Raw genomic sequence first — 21,691 nt, 5'->3', positions numbered from 1 at the left:
CAAATTTTAATAAAGCCCTCATTAAAAGAAAGGGAAATGAACACGATAATATTCAGTAACAGCAAGGCTTGAAACATGTCTATTTCAGGACGGATTTTCATGATCGTCGGACTGCTTTCCGCTATCGCCATAGCGATTGCAGGTGTCGGCATTACCAAAATGATTCAGGTTGGCGATGAGTTGACAGAAATCGCCCATGAGGACATTCCCCTTACTTCCAAGGTCACGGCAATTACAGTCCACCAGCTCGAACAGGCGATCCTGATGGAACGCGCCCTGCGCTCCAGAGGCATCACAGCAGGAGCTGATTTTGATCGCGACATGGCTGCCTTTGATGCCCTGTCCCTGAAAATCAACAGGGAACTCCGTGAAGGTGAAGAGCTTGCAGCGGAGGCAGTGACCCTTGCCCTGACAGAAGAGGCACGCAAGGAATTCCAGCTCGTCCTGGACGCGCTGACCCAGATTGAACACGAACACAAACTCTACGAAGAGCACGCTGCACAGCTGATCAGTGCAATCCGTCAGAATTCAGAGGCTCCGGACTCACTGGTTCACAAAATCGAGGAAGAGCAGCACAAGATGGACACGACTCTTGCAGAGCTTCTCTTTGAGCTGGATCGCTTCACTGAAGAGTCTGCCGAACACGCTCTGCAAACCGAGAAACAGGGTATCTTCCTGATGAGCCTTATCGGTGGCGTCGGGATCGTGCTGGGTCTGGTGATCGGCGGTCTGATCGGTCGCGGTCTGTCCCGCTCCATCAATGACATCACAACAGCCATGTGTTCCCTTGCAAACAAGGATCTTTCTGTCGAAGTCAAGGGCATGGAACGCACTGACGAAATTGGCGAAATGGCCAATGCCGTTGATATCTTCAAGCAAAACGCCATCCGCGTTCATGCACTGGAAGAAGAACAGAAGCGTGCCCAGGGCCGTCTGGAAGCAGAACGCAAGAAAGCACTGCTGGAAATGGCCGAGCGTGTCGAGCAGGAAACACAGAAAGCCGTAAGCTCTGTGGCCGGCAACGCTTCAGGCATGCGTGAGATGGCTGACAAGATGACCCAGTCCTCGACACTGGTCAGCTCCAACGCACAAAGTGTTGCGGCAGCGGCAGAGGAATCCCTGCGCAATGCCCAGACTGTCGCCTCGGCAACCACACAGCTTTCAGCCTCCATCAGCGAGATTGTCGGTCAGGTCGACCGCCAGAACTCCATTGCCCGCGATGCAGCCGAAAAGGCCAAGCCAACCGCAGCAGCGATGGAAGATCTCAATGCAGCCTCCCAGAAGATCGGCGAAGTTGTCTCCCTGATTCAGGAAATTGCAGAACAAACCAACCTGCTCGCCCTGAACGCAACCATCGAAGCCGCCCGCGCAGGCGAAGCCGGTAAAGGCTTTGCTGTCGTGGCCTCCGAGGTGAAAAACCTTGCAGACCAGACCGCCAAGGCAACGGGTGAAATCGAACGCCAGATCAACGAGATGCAAAGCAAGACCTCGACCTGTGTCGGTGCCATCAACAGCATCACATCAGTCATCGAGGACATGAACGAGATTTCCGCAACAATCTCTGCTGCCATGCAGGAGCAGGATTCCACCACACAGGAAATCAGCCACACGGTGAGCGAGACCACCGAAGCATCCAACGAAGTAACCGTGCAGATCACACAGGTTTCCACAGAAACCCAGCACTCCCAGGAAATTGCTGCCTCCGTTCAGGATTACGCGGGTTCCATCGAGGAAGAGATCGGCCAGCTTCAGACCATTCTGAACCGCATTGTTCGCTCGTCTCACAGCGATGTTGACCGTCGTCAACGGGATGTGCCTGTTGAAAACGATCGCCGCAAGCGCAATCGCGAGGACACACCTGCAACAGAAGAACTGGCTGTCGCTGTCTAGAAACGGACCACACCCTAACAGATCAAGGCCTGCCCTTTTAAGGGCAGGCCTTTTTTCATTTTTCAACTTCTGCGAAACAGCCCCTCACAAAACCCGGAAACGAAACTGTAATAAAAACAACATTTTAAGGAAATCTGCACCCGATATCCCTTGCTGGTTTCCTATTTTAAATTATTGACCGAGGTTAACAATGAAACGCCTTCTCATTGCTTCAACCGCTCTCTCCCTTCTTGGTGGTGCTGCCCTTGCCGGCGGCCACGTCACACAGGAAAAGAACGAGTGGTACAAAGCCGCCCAGCAGGAGCTGAAAGCCAAAATGGCCGTGGCTCCAATCACCAGCAAAGCCAAAAACATCATCCTGCTGATTGCAGATGGTAATGGCGTCGGCTCCAACTATGCGACCCGCCTCTATCAGGGTCAGCAGAAGGGTGGCTATGGTGATGAAAACGTCATGTTCAAAGAGCAGCTGCCACATCTGGCTCTGGTCAAGACATACAACACAAACGCCCAGACACCGGATTCAGCCGGAACCGGCACAGCCATGCACTCCGGTGTGAAAACCAAGGCCGGGGTCGTTGGTGTTGATGAAACCCTGAACCGTGGCGATTGCAGTGCCGTCGCGTCCGCCCGTGTTGATTCGATTGCGGAAATCCTGTCCGGACAGGGCAAAGCAGTCGGTGTTGTCTCCACGGCACGCCTGACACACGCAACCCCGGCTTCTGCTTACGCACACGCGGCAGATCGCAATTTCGAAGACGACTCCAAACTGCCCGAAGACTGTACAACACCGGACATTGCCTCCCAGTTGATCACAGCAATGGACAAGGGGATTGTTGACCTCGCCATGGGTGGCGGCCGCCGTCACTTCCTGCCAAAGGAAGCCACGGACGAGGAAGGCAAGAACGGCAAGCGGACGGATGGCAAAAATCTGATCGAAACAGCCAGGTCCAGCGGTGTGCAGTACGCCTGGGATGATGTCTCTGCGAAAAGGCTCAAGCTTGATGGTTCCCCGATCCTGGCCCTGTTTGAATCCTCTCACATGAAATACGAGCACGACCGCACCGGTGAACCTTCCCTTGCCGAGATGACAGAAAAAGCCATCAAGGCCCTGTCCAACGACAAGGACGGATACTTCCTGTCCATTGAGGCTGGCCGTGTCGATCATGCAAGCCACGACAGCAACCTGCACCGCACCGTGACGGACGGCGTTGCCTTTGACGAGGTTGTCAGGGTTGCCATGGAAATGACCAGCCCCGAAGACACCCTCATCATCGTCACAGCCGACCACGAACACGCACTGGCCTTTAATGGCTACTGCGGTCGCGGCACTCCCATTACCGGCCTGTGCTACGGCATCAATGCCGACGGTGAGAAACACACAGGCGAACTGAACCTCGCAAACGACGGCAAGCCCTACTCTGTGGCAACCTTCGCAAACGGCATCGGCTCCATTCTGAGCGAAGGCGGTCAGGGGTCCCGTCCGGTTGTCACACAGGACGAGGCTGTCGATCCGGACTACGTCCAGCAGGCTCTGATCCCGCTGGATTACGAAACCCACTCCGGCGAAGACGTTGCGGTTTATGCCCGTGGCCCATGGGCTCACCTGCTGAACGGCACAGTGGAGCAGAACTTCATCTTCCACGTGATGATGCAGGCTGCGCACAGTCACTAAAAAATGAAGGAAGGCCCCGTATTCTCCGGGGCCTTCTCCCTTTACAAAGAAACACCCGTAGCGCACCATGGTTGCAAGAGGGTTTTGCCATGAAGAAACACGTCCGGAAGATTTCAGATCCTGACAGACGCCACCTGCTGCGTACTGCAGCTGCTTTTGGCGCTCTCGGTCTTCTTCCCTTTCATCCTGCCACCGCTCAGGATATTCCCTCGCTCAAGCTGCGGGAGCTTTACACCAAAGCCCTTGATTTTTCCCGGAAAGCACAAGAGCTTGAAGGAAGCATTGTTCGCATCCGCGGCTACATGGCACCTCCCCTCAAGGCTGATTCCTCCTTTTTCGTTTTGACGAAGCGCCCCATGGCTGTCTGCCCGTTCTGCGAGGGTGAGGCCGACTGGCCGGACGACATTCTCGCGATCTATACCCAGCGGACCATCGAGGTCGTTCACTTCACCAGGCCACTCTGGGTGACCGGCGAGCTTGCCCTGGGCAATCACAAGGACGCAGATACAGGCTTCTTCAGCAAGCTGCGCCTCATCAACGCCCGTTACGAACGCGCCTGATCCTCCTCTCTTTTCCCTATTTTTCTGATTCCACAAAAGCAAAGGTTCTGACATGGGCTGCTCACTTGCGGTTTCCGACCTGCTCGTAAAAGGTGATGATGATCGCACCCTGCTGCAGGTGGAACGACTCTCGCTTGCAAAGGGAGAAATCCTGGGGCTGCGCGGCCCTTCGGGAGCGGGCAAATCAACATTGCTCTACACCCTCGCCGGTCTGGTCAAACCTGCTGCCGGATCGGTTCTGTGGGACAACAACGAGCTGACAGCACTTAACAGCAAGGACAGAGCCCGCTTCCGGCAAAACAGCATTGGCCTGATCTTTCAGGATGCCTTCCTGTTCGAGGAACTCAGCCCCCGTGATAACGCGGCCCTTGTCTCTGCCTTTGCCCCCGCCCGGGAACGCAGGACAATCAGGGAAAAAGCTGACGCTGCCCTCTCCATGCTGGGGCTGGGATCAAGCAGCACAGGCGATGTCAGCAAGCTCTCCGGAGGCGAGCGCCAACGCGTATCCATTGCCCGCGCACTCAGCAGGCAGCCCTCCATTCTGCTGGCTGACGAACCAACGGCCAGTCTGGACCGCAAGACAGCAGACCGGCTGATCGAGGATCTTCTCGGGAGCTGCAGGGCAACGGAAACAACAGCCGTGATCGTCAGCCATGATCCGTACCTTCTTGAAAGAACAGATCGCATCATCACCATCGAGGATGGACAGATGTCATCCGGAGGAGAAGCCTGATGCTCCACAGCCTTGAAAACCTCTGGTACAGCCTCTCCCCGCTTTATCAGGACCTGCTGTTCACACTGGTCCTGCTGCTTCCGACCCTTGTTCTGGGGCTTTATCTGACACGCTCCTTCTCCCTGCGTCCGCTGGTTCAGTCCCTCATGCTGCGCTATCGCTGGACAAATCTTGTCCTGATCCTGCTCATTGCGGTTTCAGTCGGTCTGGGTGTCGGCCTCATCACACAGGAACGGGGATTGAGGAAAGGCACAGCACAGGCTACCGACAAATTCGATCTGGTGATTTCCGCACCGGGAAGCGAAATCACGATGCTGCTGGCATCTGTCTTCCTGCAGCCTTCCGATGTGGCCCTGCTGGACGGGGAAACCTTCAACCGGATTGCCAATGACAACCGTGTTGATCTGGCCGCCCCGCTTGCCTTTGGTGACAGCTACAATGGCGCTCCGATCGTGGGCACAATCACAGCCTTTCTGGAGCATCTCGCAGGTCCTCTGGAAAGCGGACGTCTCTTTGAGCATGAACAGGAAGCCGTCGTCGGAGCTCTGGTTCCCCTGAAAACCGGTGAACACTTTACACCGGCGCACGGGTTTGAAGATGGTGCCCATGACGATCACGACCATGGCAGTCACGGACATGGCGATCACAATGATCATGCAGAAGAAGACGAAGCCGGAGAAACGGATAACATACACCACGGTTTCGACTATGAAGTTGTTGGCCGGATGAAACCGACAGGCACTCCCTGGGATCAGGCCATACTTGTTCCGGTTGAGGGTGTCTGGGCTGTTCATGGCCTCAGCAACGGGCACGCCCCTTCAGACCGGGATCGCCTGGGGCCACCCTATCATCCGGAATACTTCCCCGGCACACCTGCCATCATTGTCAAATCACAGCAGCTCTGGGCGAACTATGCCCTGCGATCCGACTTCACAACCGCCGAAAGCATGGCCTTCTTCCCCGGCGAGGTTCTCACGCGCCTCTATTCCGTAATGGGCGACATTCGCCAGGCCATGTCACTGATGGCTGTGATCACAGAGGTTCTGGTCACGGCCGGTGTTCTTACCGGCCTTGTCATGCTGACACGGCTGCTTGGCCGTCGCTTTGCATTGCTGAAAGCCCTGGGGGCCCCGGACCGTTTTGTCTTTGCACTGGTCTGGTGCTACGCAACCACTCTCATCCTAACGGGTGCTCTGACCGGTTTCGGGCTGGGTTATCTGACCAGCAAGGGATTGTCAGCCCTCATTACAGAGCACACCAGCATTCTGATTGACGTTGCACCCGGCTGGGCCGAAGTGCATCTGGTCGCCGCCTTTACGAGTCTGACAGCCACTCTGGCGCTGCTGCCTGCATGGCTGACAATCCGTCGACCTGCCCTGGAAGACCTGCGGCAGAACTGAACGGAAAAGCAGGATCAGGAGCGAACCGGAACCAGATTGTCTCTGAAACGCTGTACACACCGGGCCCAGGAAAAGCCCTGTGCATGGGCGCTCGCAAGTTTGCGGGCCTCTTCGGGGTTCCTGCGGGTCAGTTCAAGCGCCCTGAGTGCAGCAGCTCCCAGATCCTCATCCAGTGCAGCCGCTTCTGCATCCGCAATCACATCCAGCGGCCCGGTCACCGGATAGGCCGCCACGGCCAGGCCACAGGCCATGGCTTCCAGAAGCACCAGGCCAAAGGTGTCTGTCCTGCTCGGAAAGACGAAGACATCTCCCGAACGATAATGGGCGGCCAGATCCTCTCCGAAACGGGCACCGCTGAACAGAACCTCCGGCCAGCGGGCCTTCAGGCTTTCCAGTTGGGGGCCGTCCCCGACGACCATTTTACGGCCCGGCAAATCCAGCGCGAGAAAAGCCTCGATATTTTTTTCGACCGAGACCCGTCCAACATAGAGAAAGAGGGGCTCATCGAAACAGTGTGCCCTTTCCCCCTCCGGATTAAAGCACTCCAGATCCACTCCTCTGGTCCAGGCCACAGCATTGTCAAACCCCCGCGCTCTCAACTCGTCGCGCAGGGAAGCCGTTGCCACCATCATCGCAGAGGAACAGCCGTGAAACTTGCGAACAACACGATAACCCCAGGACAGGGGCACAGGGATACGTGCAGAGAAATATTCCGGGAAACGCGTGTGATAGCTGGAGGTGAAGGCCAGCTTGTTGCGCTTGCAATAGTTTCGGGCGCCCCACCCCAGCGGACCTTCGGTCGAGATGTGAATGTTCTCCGGCCTGAAGCTGTCCAGCATCCGGCACAGCTTGCGGCCCGGCAGCACAGCGAGGCGGATCTCGCTGTAACCCGGCATCGGAACCGTTCGGAAAAGATCGGGAGAGACAACCAGAACGTCATGGCCCTGCTTCCTCAGACTGTCGACGACAGTCGTCATGGTGCGAACGACCCCGTTGACCTGGGGATGCCAGGCATCTGTCACGATAGCGATGCGTGTCATACTCTCTCGGAAACCTCTTTCGCAGCAAGAGACCGTCCGGAAACCGGATCATAGGACTCTGAAACCCTTTCAGCACCCGCTTGTCCGGTGCGAAGACCATCTTCACTGTGCCAGCGGATCAGCTCCATCTGGCCATCCTGATGCTCGACCAGCGCCGTACAGCTTTCAACCCAGTCCCCGTCATTCAGATAGAGGATATTGTCAATCATCTTGGCCTCCGCATGGTGAATGTGTCCACAGATCACACCATCCACTTCATGCCTCGCGGCCTCGCGACAGACCGCCTGTTCGTAATCGCTGATAAACTGGACAGCATTTTTCACACGCAGCTTGAGATAGGCCGAAAGGGACCAGTAAGGCATGCCGATCCTGCGACGGATACGACTGATCACCGTGTTCAGGTTTAGCATCATGCCATAGGCCCAGTCGCCAACATGTGCCAGCCACTTGGCATGCAGGACAACATTGTCAAACTGATCACCATGGATCACCAGATAACGGCGACCGTCAGCCCCCTGATGAATGTCGGTCAGCTTGACTTCGACCCCGCCAAAGTGCTGGCCAACATACTGGCGCAGGGCTTCATCATGATTGCCGGGGACATAGATGATATTGGCACCCTTGCGGGCCTTGCGCAGCAGCTTCTGGACCACATCGTTGTGTGACTGCGGCCAGTACCAGCTTCGCTTCATGCGCCAGCCGTCGATAATGTCCCCGACAAGATAGAAGGTATCGGCTTCATTGTGTTTCAGGAAATCGAGCAGCAGCTCTGCCTGACAGCCCCGTGTTCCCAGATGGACGTCGGAAATGAAAATCGTACGGTAAGTTCCGGATCGCCCCGAAGGACCCGTTGTCTCTTTTTGAGCGTTCTGATCCCGCATTTTTGCAGGCTGGAAGGATGTCTTTTCATCCCTGTTCAAAGTCGTTTTTTCCGACTTTGGCAGGTCTTCGGAAAAGGGTGCTGTACGCATGAATGACTGCATTTTTCTGCCTCGCTTCATTCCATGCGCTCACCTAAGCAAACAATTGTTACAGCATTCGGTAACTTTTTTGTCGTTCTGGTTTTAATAAAATAGAAGAAATTTAAAACCTAGGACAAACGGCTCCCCGATCTGAGCAGCCTGCTCCCTGCAAACAGGGCATAACCCAATAAAAAACCCAGGAAATTTGCATAGACATCCCCCCAGCTGACTTCCCTTTCCGGGATATAGATTTGCACGGCCTCTGCCACACCGCAAAGCAACAGGAGAACCGGAAGAAGCTTGCCGGAATGCGCTTCAAAGCAGTGCAGCAGCACAAGGGTAAACAGAAAAAAGGCTGACAAATGGAGCAACTTGTCATGCTCCGGTTCCAGAAGCCAGGCACGACAGAAGAAGTCGAGCGTCAGACAACTGTCAGGCGAGGCAAACAAGGCCGCTGCATTTGAAACGACAATCAGACAATAGATAACAGTTTTCATCGCTGTTCCCTTCAGGCCAACACCGAGCAAAGCTCATGCCATTCAGATTCGGCACGCTCCTTGCTGTGTCCCAGTAACAGGCAAAAGCTTGTCAGAAATGACAAACCACTGATTTATAAATGGAATTCGAAAAATGAACGCTTTTCAACCCCACAGGTTTTCCAAAAAAGTTGTCACAGCAGTGCTTTTTCTCTTTTTGAGTTTCATTTTGAGAAGCTTTTTGACACCCGCAACAGCCCAGGACCAGCAGACAGACGCGATACGCTATCTTGCACTGGATGCCGACCTGTCCGGCAACACCCGGGAAGCCGGCCAGACCCTGCAACGCGGCATTGAAATGGCCTTGAATGAAATCAATGCCAATGGCGGTGTTCTCGGCGCAGAACTTCGCCTGAAGCTTTTTGACCACAGAGCCAACCCGGCCAGAGGCATCTACAATGTGGAAACCATTGCGAAGGACGAAGATGTTCTGGCCATTATCGGCGGCGTCCATACACCCGTTGCCCTGGCACAGCTGCCTGCCATTCACGAAAACAGAATACCCTATCTTGGTGCCTGGGCAGCCGGGACAGGCGTTGTCGAGAACGGATATTCACCCAACTACGTTTACAGGCTTTCTGTCCGGGATGAATACGCAGCGCCGTTTTTCCTGAAACAGATTCAGAACATGGGCTACAAGCGCATTGCCCTTTTGCTTGAAAAAACCGGGTGGGGCCTTTCAAACGAAAAGGCGCTGAAATCCCTTGTTGATCAGACCGATATTACCATCACAGGCACACACTGGTTCTTCTGGGGTGCCACCAAAGCGGACTTTGAAAAACACATCGACAGAATTCAAAGGGAAGACGCCCAGATTATCATTCTCGTCGCCAATGCAACCGAGGGAGCCGCCTTTGTTCAGGCCATGGCCGAGGAAGAAGCACCAAAGGAAATTCCCGTTCTCTCTCACTGGGGCATTACCGCTGCAGACTTTCCAACCTTTGCCGGTGATGCTGTTCACAGTATTGATCTTTCATTCCTGCAAACCTGGTCACTGGATCAACCCGGAGCAGAGCAGTTCAAGTCCCGCTACTGCGCGCTCTACGCCCCCTGCCCGGAACCTTTCAGATTGCCTGCAGCTGTTGGCCTCGCCCACAGTTACGATCTGACCCTGCTCATCGCAGAAGCCCTGCGCCTGAACGGAAATTTGTCACGCGAGGGCCTTGTCGCAGGCCTGCAGGAGATCCGGAATCTGGAAGGTGTCATCAAGACCTACGATGCCCCCTTTGCCAACGGAAACCACGAAGCCCTGTCCCTGGAGGATATCGGACTTCACCGCTACAACTCAAACGGTCAAATTGTTAAGGCACAATAAACACATCGGACGCTATAATTTGTAACACTCTGTATACGGAGCCCTTCAGATGACCACCACCGGCGATACCCGAGAAAACAAGCCGACACGAAGCCTGACGCGCTTTGTGTCCCGGCGCGTTCTGGGTTTTATGGTCCCTGCCCTGCTGGCTGTTTTCATGGTCACCTATGAATTTTCCTACCATTCCATCGAAAAACATCTGAACGAAAACATTCAAAGCCAGTTGCAAGCGGCCTGCAAGACCCTCTTCAAACGCTTTGAAAACACGCGGAGCTGGTTAAACAACCTTTCACGCAACGGGCTGATCGTGAACTCCTTTGTCGATCCTGCCGGCGCAGGGAGCTACATCCCCCAGCTTTTCAAAACCCTGAATGTCCCCGGACCCCAAAATGGCGGACATCTGATCCTGACAGATTTCAAGGGTGACATCATCGCCAGCAACAGCAACACAGAAAATCCGAACCTCGATCTGGATGAGGCCTGGCTACAGGATGTGCTGGGCGGACAAAGCTTTGAACGTGTCAATGAGCAGGGCCTGATCATCGCCACACCGATCACCATCAACGGATTGCCCGAAGGAGCGATGATCCTCCACTTCAATCCCCGGACCCTGTCGCGGTTCCTGCGCGTTTCAACAATCAACGGAATTGTAAACGTTGCCAGTGCAGACAGTGTTCTGATTTCCACCCCCGGCAATCAGGACAGTTTCATGGAAGGCAAGACCTTTGCCCAGGAAGCCCACGAAGACTGGGCCATTCTGCAGGCCACCATCCCCGGAACAGGCGGACTTCAATTGATCACCGCACAGGAAAAGGAAGCAGCCTTCGAACCTGTCGAGGATGTCAAGGCGGCCATGATCGCCTTCATCCTCATTGCACTGGGCGGCATGATCATTTCCCTGTCGCTGTCCGGGCGCCTGATTTCAAGGAACCTCAGGGATTTCTCCCGTCAGATCAAGGAAATCAGGGAGGATAACGATCTGGCATTGCGCCTGTCCGTCAGCGAGATCACCGAAGTCAGAGAACTTGAGCTTTCCTTCAATGAACTCATGTCAGCCCTTCAGAACACAACTGTTTCCAAGGATTACATCGACAAGCTCTTTCAGGGGCTTCCCCTGCCGGTCTTCGTGCTCGGTCTGGATGGAAGAATCAACAAGCAGAACAGCCATGCAGAAAACTCCTTTACCAACAGGGAAGGCGAACCGCTGCTTTATCTTCAGGATGCCATTTCACGGGCCAATCTGGAAAGTCATCAGGAGCTTCTGGTTCGCGATTTCGGCTACAGGCCCGGGAATGACTGCGATACCCTGATGCACCTGCCCCGCATTGCCGATCGCCACGAGATGGAAGTTGAACTCCATCAGGGGCACGGCCACAGGAAACCCTGCATTCTCTCGACAACGGCAATCAAGGGCCCCTGCGGTGAAATTATCGGTTTTATTTCCTCCGCAACAGACATTGAAGAGCAGAAGAGAACGGAAAAGGAAATCCTGAAGCTTGCAGAGGAAAACAAACTCATGGCCAGAGCCATTGAGGAAATCGATCTGGGCGTTACCATCAGCGACAGCCAGCAAAAGGGTCATCCGATTATTTTCTGCAACTCGGCTTTCACAGCTCTCTCCGGACGGGAGGAGGAGGAAATCCTCGGTCATTCCTGTGCATTCCTTCAGGGGCCGGAAACAGACCCGGAAACCGTCCGGCAGATTTCCAGCGCACTCGAAGATCAGCGCGCCATCACTGTTGAAATCCAGAACTATCGCAAGGATGGTTCTTCCTTCTGGAATGAACTGAGCCTGAATCCCATTTTCTCCAGAACCGGTGAACTCAAATACTATGTCGGGATTCAAAAGGACATTTCAGAGCGCAAACGCATTGATGAGATGAAAAAGGAATTCATTTCAACAGTCAGTCACGAGCTGCGCACACCGCTCACAGCAATCCACGGTTCCCTTGGCCTGATGACCGTGCTCAAGGAGCACGAACCCGACAGCCGTGAAAAGGAACTGGTCACAGTCGCCTACAGAAACAGCGAACGCCTGAAACTGCTGATCAACGATATTCTGGACACTGAAAAACTCGAAGCTGGAGCCATGCGCTTTGAGTACGGGGAACATGATTTGACCGAACTGCTCCAGCACTGCGTGATTCTGAACACACCCTTTGCTGAAAAATACGGTGTACGCTTTGAAATTGTCGGTGAGATTCCGGGCCTGACCCTTTCGTGCGACAAGAACCGGATGTCACAGGTGCTCACGAACCTGATGTCCAATGCTGCCAAGTTCTCCCGTGTAAATCAGACCATTGAGCTTTCCGTGACCCGGGTTCCGGAAACAGACGAATTGCAGATCAATGTCACCGATTTCGGGGAAGGCATTTCCGATGCCTTCAAGCAGGAGCTGTTCCAGAAGTTTGCAAAACAGGACGCTTCCGATGACGGTGACAAACCCGGCACCGGCCTGGGACTTTATATCAGCCGGAAAATTGTCGAAGCCCACAAAGGAAAACTCACCGTTGAATCCGAGTTGGGCAAAGGCTCGACCTTTACAATCTCGCTCCCCCTGAAAGAAGCATCCGCACGGGACGAGACAGCAAAACCGGAACAGGCAGACTATGGCGAAAGACCTACAGAAATTACTTACCATTGATGACGATGACGACCTGCGCATGATCGGTGCCCTGATACTTGAAACACAGGGCGGCTTTGCAGTCGACAGCTTTGGATCAGGCCAGGCAGCACTCGATCATCTGGACGGTCTTGATGAAGGCTCTCTTCCGGATCTCATTTTGCTTGATGTGATGATGCCCCACATGGATGGCCCGGACACACTGCAGAAAATCCGGACCCTGCCCTCCGAAACCAAGCGGGATATCCCGGTCATCTTCCTCACAGCCAAATGCCAGCCGGATGAAATCGTCAGACTTGTCGAACTCGGTGCCATCGGCGTGATCCCGAAGCCCTTTGATGCCATGACCCTGTCCCAAGAGGTTCGGGACCTCTGGCAGAACCACCTGCAAAAGTCATAGGACATTCCCTCACCTGAATATCAAAAAGGGCAGGTTGAACCTGCCCTTTTCTGTTTCTGTTGCCTTCGGGTTCACCCGGGACAGGAAGACGCTCTATTCCGCAGCATCCAGAGCGGACTCACGCTCTTTCTGCAGCCAGCCGAGAACCTTTTCAAGCCCCTCGCCAACCCTGACATCAGGCCTGATGCCAAACGTTGCGATGGCCTTCTGCGGATTTCCTAGAGACAGGCGAATGTCACCGGTTCTCTCCGCTTCGAAAACAATTCCGGGGTCCCGTCCGACAATGCGTATCATGGACTGGGCAAGCTCCTTGATCGTCGTTTGCATCCCCGTACAGATATTGAAGACATCATGACCGCTTTTGCATTTTGACATACCGGCCATCAGGAAACGCACGAGATCAGCGACATAGATAAAATCGCGGGACTGTCCGCCATCCCCGAAAATCACCAGCTGTTCTCCCTGCAGGATACGGTCTGCAAAGATGGACATCACCCCCGAATAGGGAGACCTGGGATCCTGCCGCGGTCCGTAAACATTAAAGAAGCGAAATCCGAAGTTCGGAACAGAATGCACAAGGCTTGCAACACGTCCGTGCAGCTCTGCTCCCAGTTTGTCCGCTCCATAGGCTGTTATCGGGGACGGCTTGTCTTCCTCTGACAGTGGAACACAGGCGTTGTCTCCATAGACCGCTGCAGAAGAGGCAAAGACAACGGGAACCGGCCTGTCCTTCTTCGCTGCTGCCTCGAAAACCTGAATGGTTCCCGTCAGATTGCATCGGTGCGTATTGGCCCAGTCCTCATTGGACTTCTGAACGGAGGCAATTGCAGCCAGATGAAAACAGCCATCTGCTTCATCCATGGCACGATGAACATCAAAAGGGTTACAGACATCCCCGACGATCAGCTGCGCCTCTGGATTCAGATTTTCAAGTTTTCCTGTCGAGAGATTGTCCAGAACGACAACCTGGTGGCCTTCATCAATCAGGGCATCCACAAGATTTGAGCCTATAAAACCGCACCCTCCGGTTACACAATATTTTGGCATGGGATTCTCCTTTCCCCGGAGACATCGCAAGGATCAGGCCCAAAGCATTTTTCTTTTTATATCAAACAGTTAATGAAGGAGCAGATCTCCCTTTCCACGATCTGCAAATCTTTATGTTTCGCAAATTGAGAAAAGAAAAACCGGAAAGAGATAACCTCTTGTAAAACAACAAAAAACAAAACGGCATCCCTTTTGCTCCTGTGAACAGAACACATGAAATGTCTGGAGCAAAGCCATGCAAAGCGTTCATTCAATCTGGCAAGTCGTAGACAGCCGCTTCTACGGTGGTATCGAAAGCCACATTCTTTATCTGGCGAGCGCCCTGAAAGAGAGCAACATGGATGTCAGGGTCGTATTCCTGCGGGATTACGGCGCACACCCCCTGAAAGAAAAGCTGGATCAGGCCGGCATCATCCATTTCTGCTGCTCCGGTGTCGAAAGCTTCCTCAATCTGAGCGCCATCAAGAAACCCGATCTCATTCACAGTCACGGGTACAAGGCCAATCTCGTCTGCAGACTGACCCGTATCCGGTACAACATTCCTGTTGTGACCTCCTTCCATGCCGGCGACAGCGAAAGCTGGAGACTGAAGCTCTATACCCTGCTGGACAGGAAAACAGCCTTTCTGGCTTCATCCGTGGCCGTTAACGCACAGATCGCCAGTTCTGTTTCCGGGTCCATCCGTGTGATCGACAACTTTGTCCCGCTTCCCAGACTTTTCTGTCCACCCATGTCCCTGAAGAGGATCGGGTTTGTCGGACGCCTGAGTCATGAAAAGGGACCGGATCGCTTCCTCGCCCTGGCCCGTGAGTTCCCCCGGTTTGATTTCAATCTTTACGGAGACGGGCCACTGGCAACTGAACTGCAGGAGGCAGCTCCGTCTAATGTCAGCTTTATGGGGCATCAACAGTCCATGCAATCAGCCTGGCGCTCCATGGACCTGCTGTGCATGCCTTCCAGAAAGGAAGGACTTCCACTGGCGGCACTGGAAGCCATGTCTCATGGTATCCCCGTCCTGTGCCTTGATGCCGGTGCCCTGCCCAAACTGGTGATCAACGAACTGAACGGATGGGTCGTCTTCGGACAGCACGACGAGCAGCAGGTCGTCCGGAAACTGGCTGGCAAACTGGATCAAATCCAGAGCGCGAACCTCGCTTTTTTCGGTCAAAAGGCTCGCGCCACCATAGAGAAGAAATTCAGCCCTCAGGCCCTTCTTCCCGACTTTCTGTCCCTCTATCAGCAAACGGTCTCGGCGCATCCGCTGGAGGAAACAGCATGAAGCAGACAGAAGCTTTCTCTCCTCTCACTGTCATCAGGCACAGGGACCTCTTTTTGCTGGTTCTGAGTTTCGGCCTGGCGAATGCGATGCTGCGCCCCATTCTGGAAAGCATTGAGGAGTTCAGTTTTTACAGTGCCCTGTGGCAGGGTTTCGGAATCAGCTTCATTGTCTGGTTTGCCGTCCATGTTGTTTACGAACAGCTCCTGAAATCCTCCAGCGCCCCTGCCGACACAACAAGTCTGGCTGTCAGCTTTCTGACGCTGCTGCTTTTCCTCTTTCCCTCATCAATGATGGCCTGGATCGGACTCGGTTTTTACTGTTTCTACTACAGTTTTCTGATCCCGGCTCTGAAAGATCCCGATCACAGGATTTTCCGAAACGCTGTCCTGATCGCAATGGCCCTGTCTTTCAGAGTTCCTGTCTCTGACATTCTTCTGAAGATCAGTGCAGATTTCTTTCTTCGCTTTGATGCCCTGGCAACCGAGCTTCTGCTGCAGCTTTACGGACTGAATACAGAAAGAAAGGGCAACATCGTCAACATCGAGGGTGGTCATGAGCTCCTGATCATGACCGGCTGTGCCTCCTTTACCAATATCTCTCTTTCCCTGCTGCTCTGGTTCACGATCGTCAGATCACAGAACGACTACTGGAAAAACAGCCATTATCTTTTCCTCGGGCTTCTTGCTCTTGTGGTCTTTCTCATAAACCTTGTCCGCCTGAGTCTGATGACGCTCTCGAAGGAGGATTATTTCTTCTACCATGATGGAACTGGTGCAGACATCGTTGACGCCCTCATCGTTGTTTCAAGCATTGTTCTGGCCTTCGCCTGTGTTTTCCAGACAAAAAGGGAGGTCCACAATGCGCACTAGACTCCTGCAGACTTCAATCATCAGCCTAATGCTTCTGACAGGCTTCAGCAGCCTGTTTCTGAAAGCCAGACACGAAGGCGGCGGCGTTGCCCCTTCTCTGAGCCGGGATATCAGCGCGCTCACCCAGTACATGTCGGCACATGCCCTTGCACCGCTTGATTCCCCTCGGTCACTAAACAGGGAAGGCAGTTTTCAGGCCCTCTTTTTCAAGGGACAGAACTGTCGTGGCGGATGGCTGATCTCCCCCATGTACAGGAACAGCGAAGCCGTCACGCTTTTTGAATCGCAATCACTTGGCTACGCCCGGGCTCCCGGTGCGCTCTTTTTCGTTCTCAATGGACAATCCTATCCTGAATTCCCGGCCCTTGAGCTCTGGTTCTACCAGAAGGCGGATGCCTTCCAGAAAGCACTGGGACTGAAAAGCGGCAGCCTGAAGCCTCTCTATGCTGTCAGGTCCTTTGGAACATGTGGCCGACAGCCCTTTGAGGCCTCCTGATCCTTTTGGCCTGCTCCTTGCTGAACAGTACGGGAAGATTTGAGAAAAGCCTCTTTTTCTCAAAAAGAGATGCAAAACGGGAGACAAAGATGTCAAACACCCCTCTATCGCCCTCATCCGGATTGCCGGGTCGGTGGAGAACCCTGCCTCAAAGCCTGAAAGACTCGGTCTTCTACGCAGCAGGAATTCTGGCGACCAAGGGGATCGGCTTCATCATGATCCCTGTCTTCACCGCTTTTCTCTCCCCTGCCGACTATGGACGGCTTGATATTCTCCAGACGCTTGCAGACCTCTTCAGCATTGTCCTGATGCTTGGTCTGGGGGACGCACTGTTTCGCTATTACGGAATGGCGGACAGAGATGACAGAAACACTGTCCTGCGCAACATCTTTGGCCTGTCCTGTCTTCTGTCTCTGGTCTTTTCCGTGTCGCTGCAGCTTCTCGCCCCTCTTATCCTGTCAGTGCTTCCCGGTGAAATTGATATCATTTCTCTGCGCGCACTGCTGTTGAGCCTCGGGCTGTCCATCGGTCTTTTCATTCCCCTGTGCAACTTCCGCATGCAGGGCCGGGCCCTGGATTATTTCAAAACCTCGACCGGTCGCGTCATCATGCAGGCCGCTTTGGCAGCAGGGCTCCTCTATCAGGGATTTGGTGTGAACGGTGTCATGCTCGCAACCGCGGCAACATCCCTGTTCTGGGTTCTCAAGAACACGGCGGAGCTCTACAGGGAAAACGGGATTGCCTTCGATCTGCACCTCTGGAAACGCTATCTGGGCTACGGCGCTCCCCTGATTGTTGCCGGACTGGCCGGTTTTGTTCTCAGAAGCTTTGACAGACTGCTTCTTGCAGACACAATCGGCGTTGCAGCAATGGCTCCCTATGCACTTGCTGCGAAATTTGGTTTGCTTGCGGCCCTGATCGTTTATCCCTTTGAACTTTACTGGCAACCCAAAAAATTTGCCGTCCTTTCACAGGAAAACGGCTCAGAGACATGCGCCAGGATGATTTCACTGGGACTTGTTCTGTCAGCCCTCGCAGCACTTTTCATGAGCCTGGCAGCACCCTACGTCATTGTTCTGATCACGCCCGGAAGTTACCATGACGCGGTACATTATATTGCCCCGCTCTGCTTCTTTGCCTCGCTCCACTTTGCAACCCAGCAAGTCAATCTGGGACTTCTCAGCGGCACCAGCACCAAATGGCAAGCCATTATTGACTGTCTTGCAGCCTGCCTTGCCTTTGGTGGCTATCTTCTTCTGATCCCCCTGACCGGAACATGGGGCGCCATTCTGGCAACGGGGCTTGTTCTCTCTGCCAGACTGATTGTCACCTATGCCGTTTCGCAAAGGTTCCACCATCTTCCATACAATCTGTCAGCCCTGACCGTTCTGCTGGGCAGTACAGGGATCACGATCGGTTTTCTGACTCACAGTCTCCAGGCACACAGCCTGTTCGATCCGGATCATCTGCTTTTCGGGCTGTGCGGGACAGCACTTGTGATCTGGCAGGCGCACCTGACAGGCCTTCTTCCCTCCCTCGACAGCCTGAAGGCTCAAATGAAAGGCCGGGACAATGCTGGAACAGAATGACAACAAACGCCTCAGACAAACACTGGTTGCCTGCTTTGCCTGCACCGTTCTGCTGGCGGTCTGGTATCTGGGGAAAAATCCGCTGATCCCCCTGGCTCTGGCCATGATGCCTCTGGGACTTCTTCTGGTGCTGTCCAACAGCTTTCTGGTCATTCTGGGTTTCATCATCTTTTCCTTTTTCAGGATCCACGAAGTCTTCCCACTCCTCATGCCCTTCAAGCTTCCCCTGCTTCTGGCCTTGGCCAGCTTTGCCGCACTGGGCTGGAACCTCTTCTCAGGCAGGGCCACCCTTTACTGGAACAGGGAACTGGGTCTCTTCGCCCTCTTTGTTCTGGTCGTTTTCAGCGGATGCCTTCTGGCCACAAACCGGGGGATCGCCTTTTCCGCCTTCAACGGCACCTTCATCAAGATCGCCATCATCGTGATCGCAATTTGCTGGATGACCAAAGGGATTGAGGAATTCAAACTGGCAGCAAGGCTGATCTGCATCGCAGGTCTGATCGTTGGGCTGGTTACGCTCTTCAATGCGGCAAACGGGATCGGTCTGGTCGAGGGAACACGGGTTACAATCGGTCGTGATATTGGTTCAATGCTGGGAGACCCGAATGATCTGGCTCTGGTTCTTCTGTTCCCTGCAGCTTTCGGACTGTCGCTCCTGCTGTCCGCAAAGATCTCCAGAACCGAGCGTGTTCTCGGTTTTTTCACCATCATCCTCATGTTCCTCGCCATTCTTGCCACGCAAAGTCGCGGCGGTCTGCTGGGGATCATGGCCGTTTGCGGTGTCTTTGCCTGGTACAAGGTCCCCTCTAAGAGCCTGCTGATTGTCGGAGGTGTTGTTGCAATGCTTGCCCTCTTTGCCCTGGCAGGCATTGACGAGCGCGCCTCCGGCGGTGCACACGAGGAAGGGATTGATGAATCGGCCATGGGCCGCCTGCACGCCTGGAAAGCCGCCTTCAAAATGGCTCTGCACAACCCCCTGACAGGAATTGGCATCGACAATTTCTATTACAACTACTTCGACTACAGCGATTTCTGGGACGGTAAAAACCACGCTGTTCACAGCACATGGTTTGGCGTTCTGGCCGAAACGGGCTTTCTGGGACTGGGGTTGTTCCTGTCCCTCGTTTTCCTGTCTGTCCGCAACATGATGCGCTGCGTCCGGATCACACAGGCAGAACACTCCGATCCCTATCTTTCAGCCATGTCCATGGCCCTGCTCGCAGGCCTCGCGGGCTTCTGTGCCTCAGGCACCTTTCTGACAATGGGCTTCACCTGGCCGTTCTACATCATGTTCGGCCTGTCCATTGCCCTGCGCCAAATTGTTTCTCAGAATGAGAAACAAAAGACAGCCACGGAACAAACCTCCCCACTAACCATCTGATAAAAAACAATTAAAATGATGGCACAGCCCTTGCTGGTGACAATCCGAACAGTCACAAGAAAGGGTTATGATCATGTGTGGAATTGTTGGTGCTATCAATGGCTCCCGCGTTGTAAACGAGCTTCTCGACGGTTTGAAAAGGCTGGAATACAGAGGATATGACTCTGCCGGTCTGGCCGTAAGCCACAATAACTCCATCCTCATTCGCAAGGCAGAGGGTGCTCTTTCCAACCTGGAAACGAAGCTTGATCTCTCTCCTGTCGAAGGCAGGATCGGCATTGCCCATACACGCTGGGCCACACATGGCGAGCCTTCCATCGCCAATGCTCACCCGCATCGCAATGATCGCGTTTCGGTTGTCCACAATGGCATCATCGAAAACTACGAGGAACTGCGCGCCTGTCTGGAAGCGGAAGGCTTCACCTTCCAGTCGCAAACAGACACGGAAGTTGTCCCTCACCTGATCGCTTCTCTCATGGCTTCGGGCTTTTCTCCCGAAGCGGCTGCACTGGAAGCAACAAAACGCCTTCAGGGAGCCTATGCACTGGGCATTCTGTTCGAAGGCGAGGAAGAGTTCTTCTGCGCCACACGCAAAGGGAGCCCGCTGGCCATTGGTCACGGCGAAGAGGCAATGTTCATCGCCTCCGATGCCATTGCCCTGGCCCCGATGACCCAGCGCGTCAGCTATCTTGAAAACGGAGACTTCGCGATCGTTTCCCAGAACGGCGTTTGCGTTCGCGATGAAAACGGAACAGCGGTTGAACGTCCTGTTGAACAGTCCCGGGCCAGTGCCGAGAGCCACGAAAAGGGTTCGTATTCCCACTTCATGATCAAGGAGATTCACGAGCAGCCGGACATCCTGAACCACGTTTTCAATGTCCCTGTCCAGAAAAAGCAGAACTGCAACATGGCCTATGAGGACTTCGAAAGCCTGAGCATTGTCGCCTGTGGAACCTCCTGCTACGCCGGACAGATTGCCCGCTACTGGTTCGAACGCTATGCCGGCTTGCGGGTGGACGTCGACATTGCCTCGGAATATCGCTATCGCCACAGTCCCCTGCCCCAAAAGGGTGCCGCGCTCTTCATTTCCCAGTCCGGCGAAACCGCTGATACCCTTGCGGCCCTTGAGCACGCCAGATTGCAGGGACAGACCATCATCTCCCTGGTCAATGTTCCCGAAAGCTCAATCGCCCGCGCCTCCGACCACGTCATCCAGACACTGGCCGGACCGGAAATCGGCGTTGCCTCCACCAAGGCCTTTACAGCCCAGCTTGCAGCACTGGCCCGTCTGGTGATCGCAGCTGGCATCGCACGAGGCACGCTCTCCATTCGGGACGCCCGCGCCCTGAAAGTCGAACTCAGTCGCGTTCCTGAAATCGTCAGCGCCGCACTCTCGCTGAACGGGCAGATCAGGGCAGCCGCTTCAGTGCTTCAGAACAGTCAATCAGCCCTCTTCATCGGGCGGGGTGTCAACTGGCCCCTGGCCTGCGAAGGCGCCCTGAAGCTCAAGGAGATTTCCTATATCCACGCCGAAGGCCTGGGTGCCGGAGAACTGAAACACGGTCCGATTGCCCTCGTTGACGGGAACCTGCCTGTTGTCGCCCTCGCTCCCCCGGACGAACTGCAGGAGAAAACACTCTCCAACATCAAGGAGGTGCAAGCCAGAGGCGGCCAGATCATTTTGATCAGTGACGAGAGAACCCTGTCCGGGCTGGATTTCGAACCGGCAGCAACCATCGCTGTTTCCGCTGAACTGGATGCCCCCTTCGCAAGCGATCTGGTGATGCCGTTCCTATACAGCATTCCCCTCCAGTTGCTTGCCAGTGAAACGGCCCTGAAACGCGGGTGCGACATCGACAAGCCCCGCAATCTGGCCAAATCGGTAACTGTGGAGTAAGA

At 54.4% G+C, this 21,691-nt stretch carries 18 protein-coding genes; 14 read left to right on the top strand and 4 right to left on the bottom strand.

Features of this window, described 5'->3' with window-relative positions:
* Nucleotides 1-75 precede the first annotated feature (75 nt).
* The 5 genes from AAAH10_RS10930 (at nucleotide 76) to AAAH10_RS10910 (ending at nucleotide 6,255) form a co-directional block, all read left to right on the top strand.
* Nucleotides 76-1,890 (top strand): methyl-accepting chemotaxis protein, encoded by a 1,815-nt coding sequence (locus AAAH10_RS10930; RefSeq protein WP_343563443.1) that lies wholly within the window; start codon nucleotides 76-78, stop codon nucleotides 1,888-1,890.
* Nucleotides 1,891-2,080: 190 nt separating this feature from the next.
* Nucleotides 2,081-3,562 (top strand): alkaline phosphatase, encoded by a 1,482-nt coding sequence (locus AAAH10_RS10925; RefSeq protein WP_343563440.1) that lies wholly within the window; start codon nucleotides 2,081-2,083, stop codon nucleotides 3,560-3,562.
* Nucleotides 3,563-3,651: 89 nt separating this feature from the next.
* Nucleotides 3,652-4,122: a hypothetical protein gene (locus AAAH10_RS10920; protein WP_343563438.1), complete on the top strand. Its 471-nt coding sequence runs from the start codon at nucleotides 3,652-3,654 to the stop codon at nucleotides 4,120-4,122.
* 52 nt (nucleotides 4,123-4,174) lie between these two features.
* On the top strand, nucleotides 4,175-4,855 hold the full coding sequence (locus AAAH10_RS10915; RefSeq protein ID WP_343563436.1) for an ABC transporter ATP-binding protein: 681 nt from the start codon (nucleotides 4,175-4,177) through the stop codon (nucleotides 4,853-4,855).
* Nucleotides 4,855-6,255 carry an ABC transporter permease gene (locus AAAH10_RS10910; protein WP_343563434.1) on the top strand — a complete coding sequence of 467 codons (1,401 nt, stop codon included), beginning with the start codon at nucleotides 4,855-4,857 and terminating at the stop codon, nucleotides 6,253-6,255. The genes AAAH10_RS10915 and AAAH10_RS10910 overlap by 1 nt, the downstream gene beginning before the upstream one ends.
* A gap of 14 nt (nucleotides 6,256-6,269) precedes the next feature.
* Here the strand turns inward: AAAH10_RS10910 and AAAH10_RS10905 are convergent, their stop codons facing one another.
* From AAAH10_RS10905 to AAAH10_RS10895, 3 genes are all read right to left on the bottom strand, one after another.
* On the bottom strand, nucleotides 6,270-7,295 hold the full coding sequence (locus AAAH10_RS10905) for a glycosyltransferase family 4 protein (protein WP_343563432.1): 1,026 nt from the start codon (nucleotides 7,293-7,295) through the stop codon (nucleotides 6,270-6,272).
* Nucleotides 7,292-8,266 carry a UDP-2,3-diacylglucosamine diphosphatase gene (locus AAAH10_RS10900; RefSeq protein WP_442490271.1) on the bottom strand — a complete coding sequence of 325 codons (975 nt, stop codon included), beginning with the start codon at nucleotides 8,264-8,266 and terminating at the stop codon, nucleotides 7,292-7,294. Before AAAH10_RS10900 ends, AAAH10_RS10905 begins: the two co-directional genes overlap by 4 nt.
* Before the next feature lie 119 nt (nucleotides 8,267-8,385).
* The gene (locus AAAH10_RS10895; protein ID WP_343563429.1) at nucleotides 8,386-8,754 is read right to left on the bottom strand and encodes a VanZ family protein; all 369 of its coding nucleotides are present in this window, start codon (nucleotides 8,752-8,754) and stop codon (nucleotides 8,386-8,388) included.
* A gap of 220 nt (nucleotides 8,755-8,974) precedes the next feature.
* On the opposite strand from AAAH10_RS10895, the gene AAAH10_RS10890 reads away from it, so the two are divergent.
* Genes AAAH10_RS10890 through AAAH10_RS10880 form a run of 3 tightly spaced genes read left to right on the top strand, consistent with a single transcriptional unit; the run spans nucleotide 8,975 to nucleotide 13,131 of the window.
* Entirely contained in the window at nucleotides 8,975-10,108 is a 1,134-nt protein-coding gene (locus AAAH10_RS10890) for an ABC transporter substrate-binding protein (protein ID WP_343563427.1), read from the top strand.
* 49 nt (nucleotides 10,109-10,157) lie between these two features.
* Entirely contained in the window at nucleotides 10,158-12,752 is a 2,595-nt protein-coding gene (locus AAAH10_RS10885; protein WP_343563425.1) for an ATP-binding protein, read from the top strand.
* Nucleotides 12,718-13,131, top strand: a complete 414-nt coding sequence (locus AAAH10_RS10880) for a response regulator (RefSeq protein ID WP_343563424.1) — start codon at nucleotides 12,718-12,720, stop codon at nucleotides 13,129-13,131. Before AAAH10_RS10885 ends, AAAH10_RS10880 begins: the two co-directional genes overlap by 35 nt.
* Nucleotides 13,132-13,224: 93 nt before the next feature.
* Here AAAH10_RS10880 and AAAH10_RS10875 read toward each other — a convergent pair whose 3' ends face one another.
* Nucleotides 13,225-14,178: an NAD-dependent epimerase/dehydratase family protein gene (locus AAAH10_RS10875; protein ID WP_343563422.1), complete on the bottom strand. Its 954-nt coding sequence runs from the start codon at nucleotides 14,176-14,178 to the stop codon at nucleotides 13,225-13,227.
* Nucleotides 14,179-14,413: 235 nt separating this feature from the next.
* On the opposite strand from AAAH10_RS10875, the gene AAAH10_RS10870 reads away from it, so the two are divergent.
* The 6 genes from AAAH10_RS10870 to glmS all read left to right on the top strand — a co-directional run bounded on the left by AAAH10_RS10870 (nucleotide 14,414) and on the right by glmS (nucleotide 21,689).
* Nucleotides 14,414-15,457 carry a glycosyltransferase family 4 protein gene (locus AAAH10_RS10870; RefSeq protein ID WP_343563420.1) on the top strand — a complete coding sequence of 348 codons (1,044 nt, stop codon included), beginning with the start codon at nucleotides 14,414-14,416 and terminating at the stop codon, nucleotides 15,455-15,457.
* Nucleotides 15,454-16,326, top strand: a complete 873-nt coding sequence (locus AAAH10_RS10865) for an archaeosortase/exosortase family protein (protein WP_343563418.1) — start codon at nucleotides 15,454-15,456, stop codon at nucleotides 16,324-16,326. Before AAAH10_RS10870 ends, AAAH10_RS10865 begins: the two co-directional genes overlap by 4 nt.
* On the top strand, nucleotides 16,316-16,822 hold the full coding sequence (locus AAAH10_RS10860) for a hypothetical protein (protein WP_343563416.1): 507 nt from the start codon (nucleotides 16,316-16,318) through the stop codon (nucleotides 16,820-16,822). Before AAAH10_RS10865 ends, AAAH10_RS10860 begins: the two co-directional genes overlap by 11 nt.
* Before the next feature lie 89 nt (nucleotides 16,823-16,911).
* The gene (locus tag AAAH10_RS10855) at nucleotides 16,912-18,411 is read left to right on the top strand and encodes a lipopolysaccharide biosynthesis protein (RefSeq protein ID WP_343563414.1); all 1,500 of its coding nucleotides are present in this window, start codon (nucleotides 16,912-16,914) and stop codon (nucleotides 18,409-18,411) included.
* Nucleotides 18,395-19,792, top strand: coding sequence for an O-antigen ligase family protein (locus AAAH10_RS10850; protein ID WP_343563412.1), 1,398 nt, complete (start codon nucleotides 18,395-18,397; stop codon nucleotides 19,790-19,792). Before AAAH10_RS10855 ends, AAAH10_RS10850 begins: the two co-directional genes overlap by 17 nt.
* 67 nt (nucleotides 19,793-19,859) lie before the next feature.
* Nucleotides 19,860-21,689 (top strand): glutamine--fructose-6-phosphate transaminase (isomerizing), encoded by a 1,830-nt coding sequence (gene glmS / locus AAAH10_RS10845; RefSeq protein WP_343563411.1) that lies wholly within the window; start codon nucleotides 19,860-19,862, stop codon nucleotides 21,687-21,689.
* Nucleotides 21,690-21,691 lie beyond the last annotated feature (2 nt).

Origin of the sequence: Carbonatibacter coralli (genome assembly GCF_039592655.1) — a bacterium.
In the GTDB taxonomy this organism is placed as follows: Bacteria; Pseudomonadota; Alphaproteobacteria; order Kiloniellales; family Kiloniellaceae; genus Carbonatibacter; species Carbonatibacter coralli.
Note: the sequence above shows the minus strand (reverse complement) of the source record. Positions and strands in the feature narration are given on the sequence as shown.

Coding starts and splice junctions, on each gene's coding strand:
- AAAH10_RS10930 (WP_343563443.1), top strand. CDS start 76: ATGTCTATTTCAGGACGGATTTTCATGATCGTCGGACTGCTTTCCGCT.
- AAAH10_RS10925 (WP_343563440.1), top strand. CDS start 2,081: ATGAAACGCCTTCTCATTGCTTCAACCGCTCTCTCCCTTCTTGGTGGT.
- AAAH10_RS10920 (WP_343563438.1), top strand. CDS start 3,652: ATGAAGAAACACGTCCGGAAGATTTCAGATCCTGACAGACGCCACCTG.
- AAAH10_RS10915 (WP_343563436.1), top strand. CDS start 4,175: ATGGGCTGCTCACTTGCGGTTTCCGACCTGCTCGTAAAAGGTGATGAT.
- AAAH10_RS10910 (WP_343563434.1), top strand. CDS start 4,855: ATGCTCCACAGCCTTGAAAACCTCTGGTACAGCCTCTCCCCGCTTTAT.
- AAAH10_RS10905 (WP_343563432.1), bottom strand. CDS start 7,295: ATGACACGCATCGCTATCGTGACAGATGCCTGGCATCCCCAGGTCAAC.
- AAAH10_RS10900 (WP_442490271.1), bottom strand. CDS start 8,266: ATGCGTACAGCACCCTTTTCCGAAGACCTGCCAAAGTCGGAAAAAACG.
- AAAH10_RS10895 (WP_343563429.1), bottom strand. CDS start 8,754: ATGAAAACTGTTATCTATTGTCTGATTGTCGTTTCAAATGCAGCGGCC.
- AAAH10_RS10885 (WP_343563425.1), top strand. CDS start 10,158: ATGACCACCACCGGCGATACCCGAGAAAACAAGCCGACACGAAGCCTG.
- AAAH10_RS10880 (WP_343563424.1), top strand. CDS start 12,718: ATGGCGAAAGACCTACAGAAATTACTTACCATTGATGACGATGACGAC.
- AAAH10_RS10875 (WP_343563422.1), bottom strand. CDS start 14,178: ATGCCAAAATATTGTGTAACCGGAGGGTGCGGTTTTATAGGCTCAAAT.
- AAAH10_RS10870 (WP_343563420.1), top strand. CDS start 14,414: ATGCAAAGCGTTCATTCAATCTGGCAAGTCGTAGACAGCCGCTTCTAC.
- AAAH10_RS10865 (WP_343563418.1), top strand. CDS start 15,454: ATGAAGCAGACAGAAGCTTTCTCTCCTCTCACTGTCATCAGGCACAGG.
- AAAH10_RS10860 (WP_343563416.1), top strand. CDS start 16,316: ATGCGCACTAGACTCCTGCAGACTTCAATCATCAGCCTAATGCTTCTG.
- AAAH10_RS10855 (WP_343563414.1), top strand. CDS start 16,912: ATGTCAAACACCCCTCTATCGCCCTCATCCGGATTGCCGGGTCGGTGG.
- AAAH10_RS10850 (WP_343563412.1), top strand. CDS start 18,395: ATGCTGGAACAGAATGACAACAAACGCCTCAGACAAACACTGGTTGCC.
- glmS (WP_343563411.1), top strand. CDS start 19,860: ATGATCATGTGTGGAATTGTTGGTGCTATCAATGGCTCCCGCGTTGTA.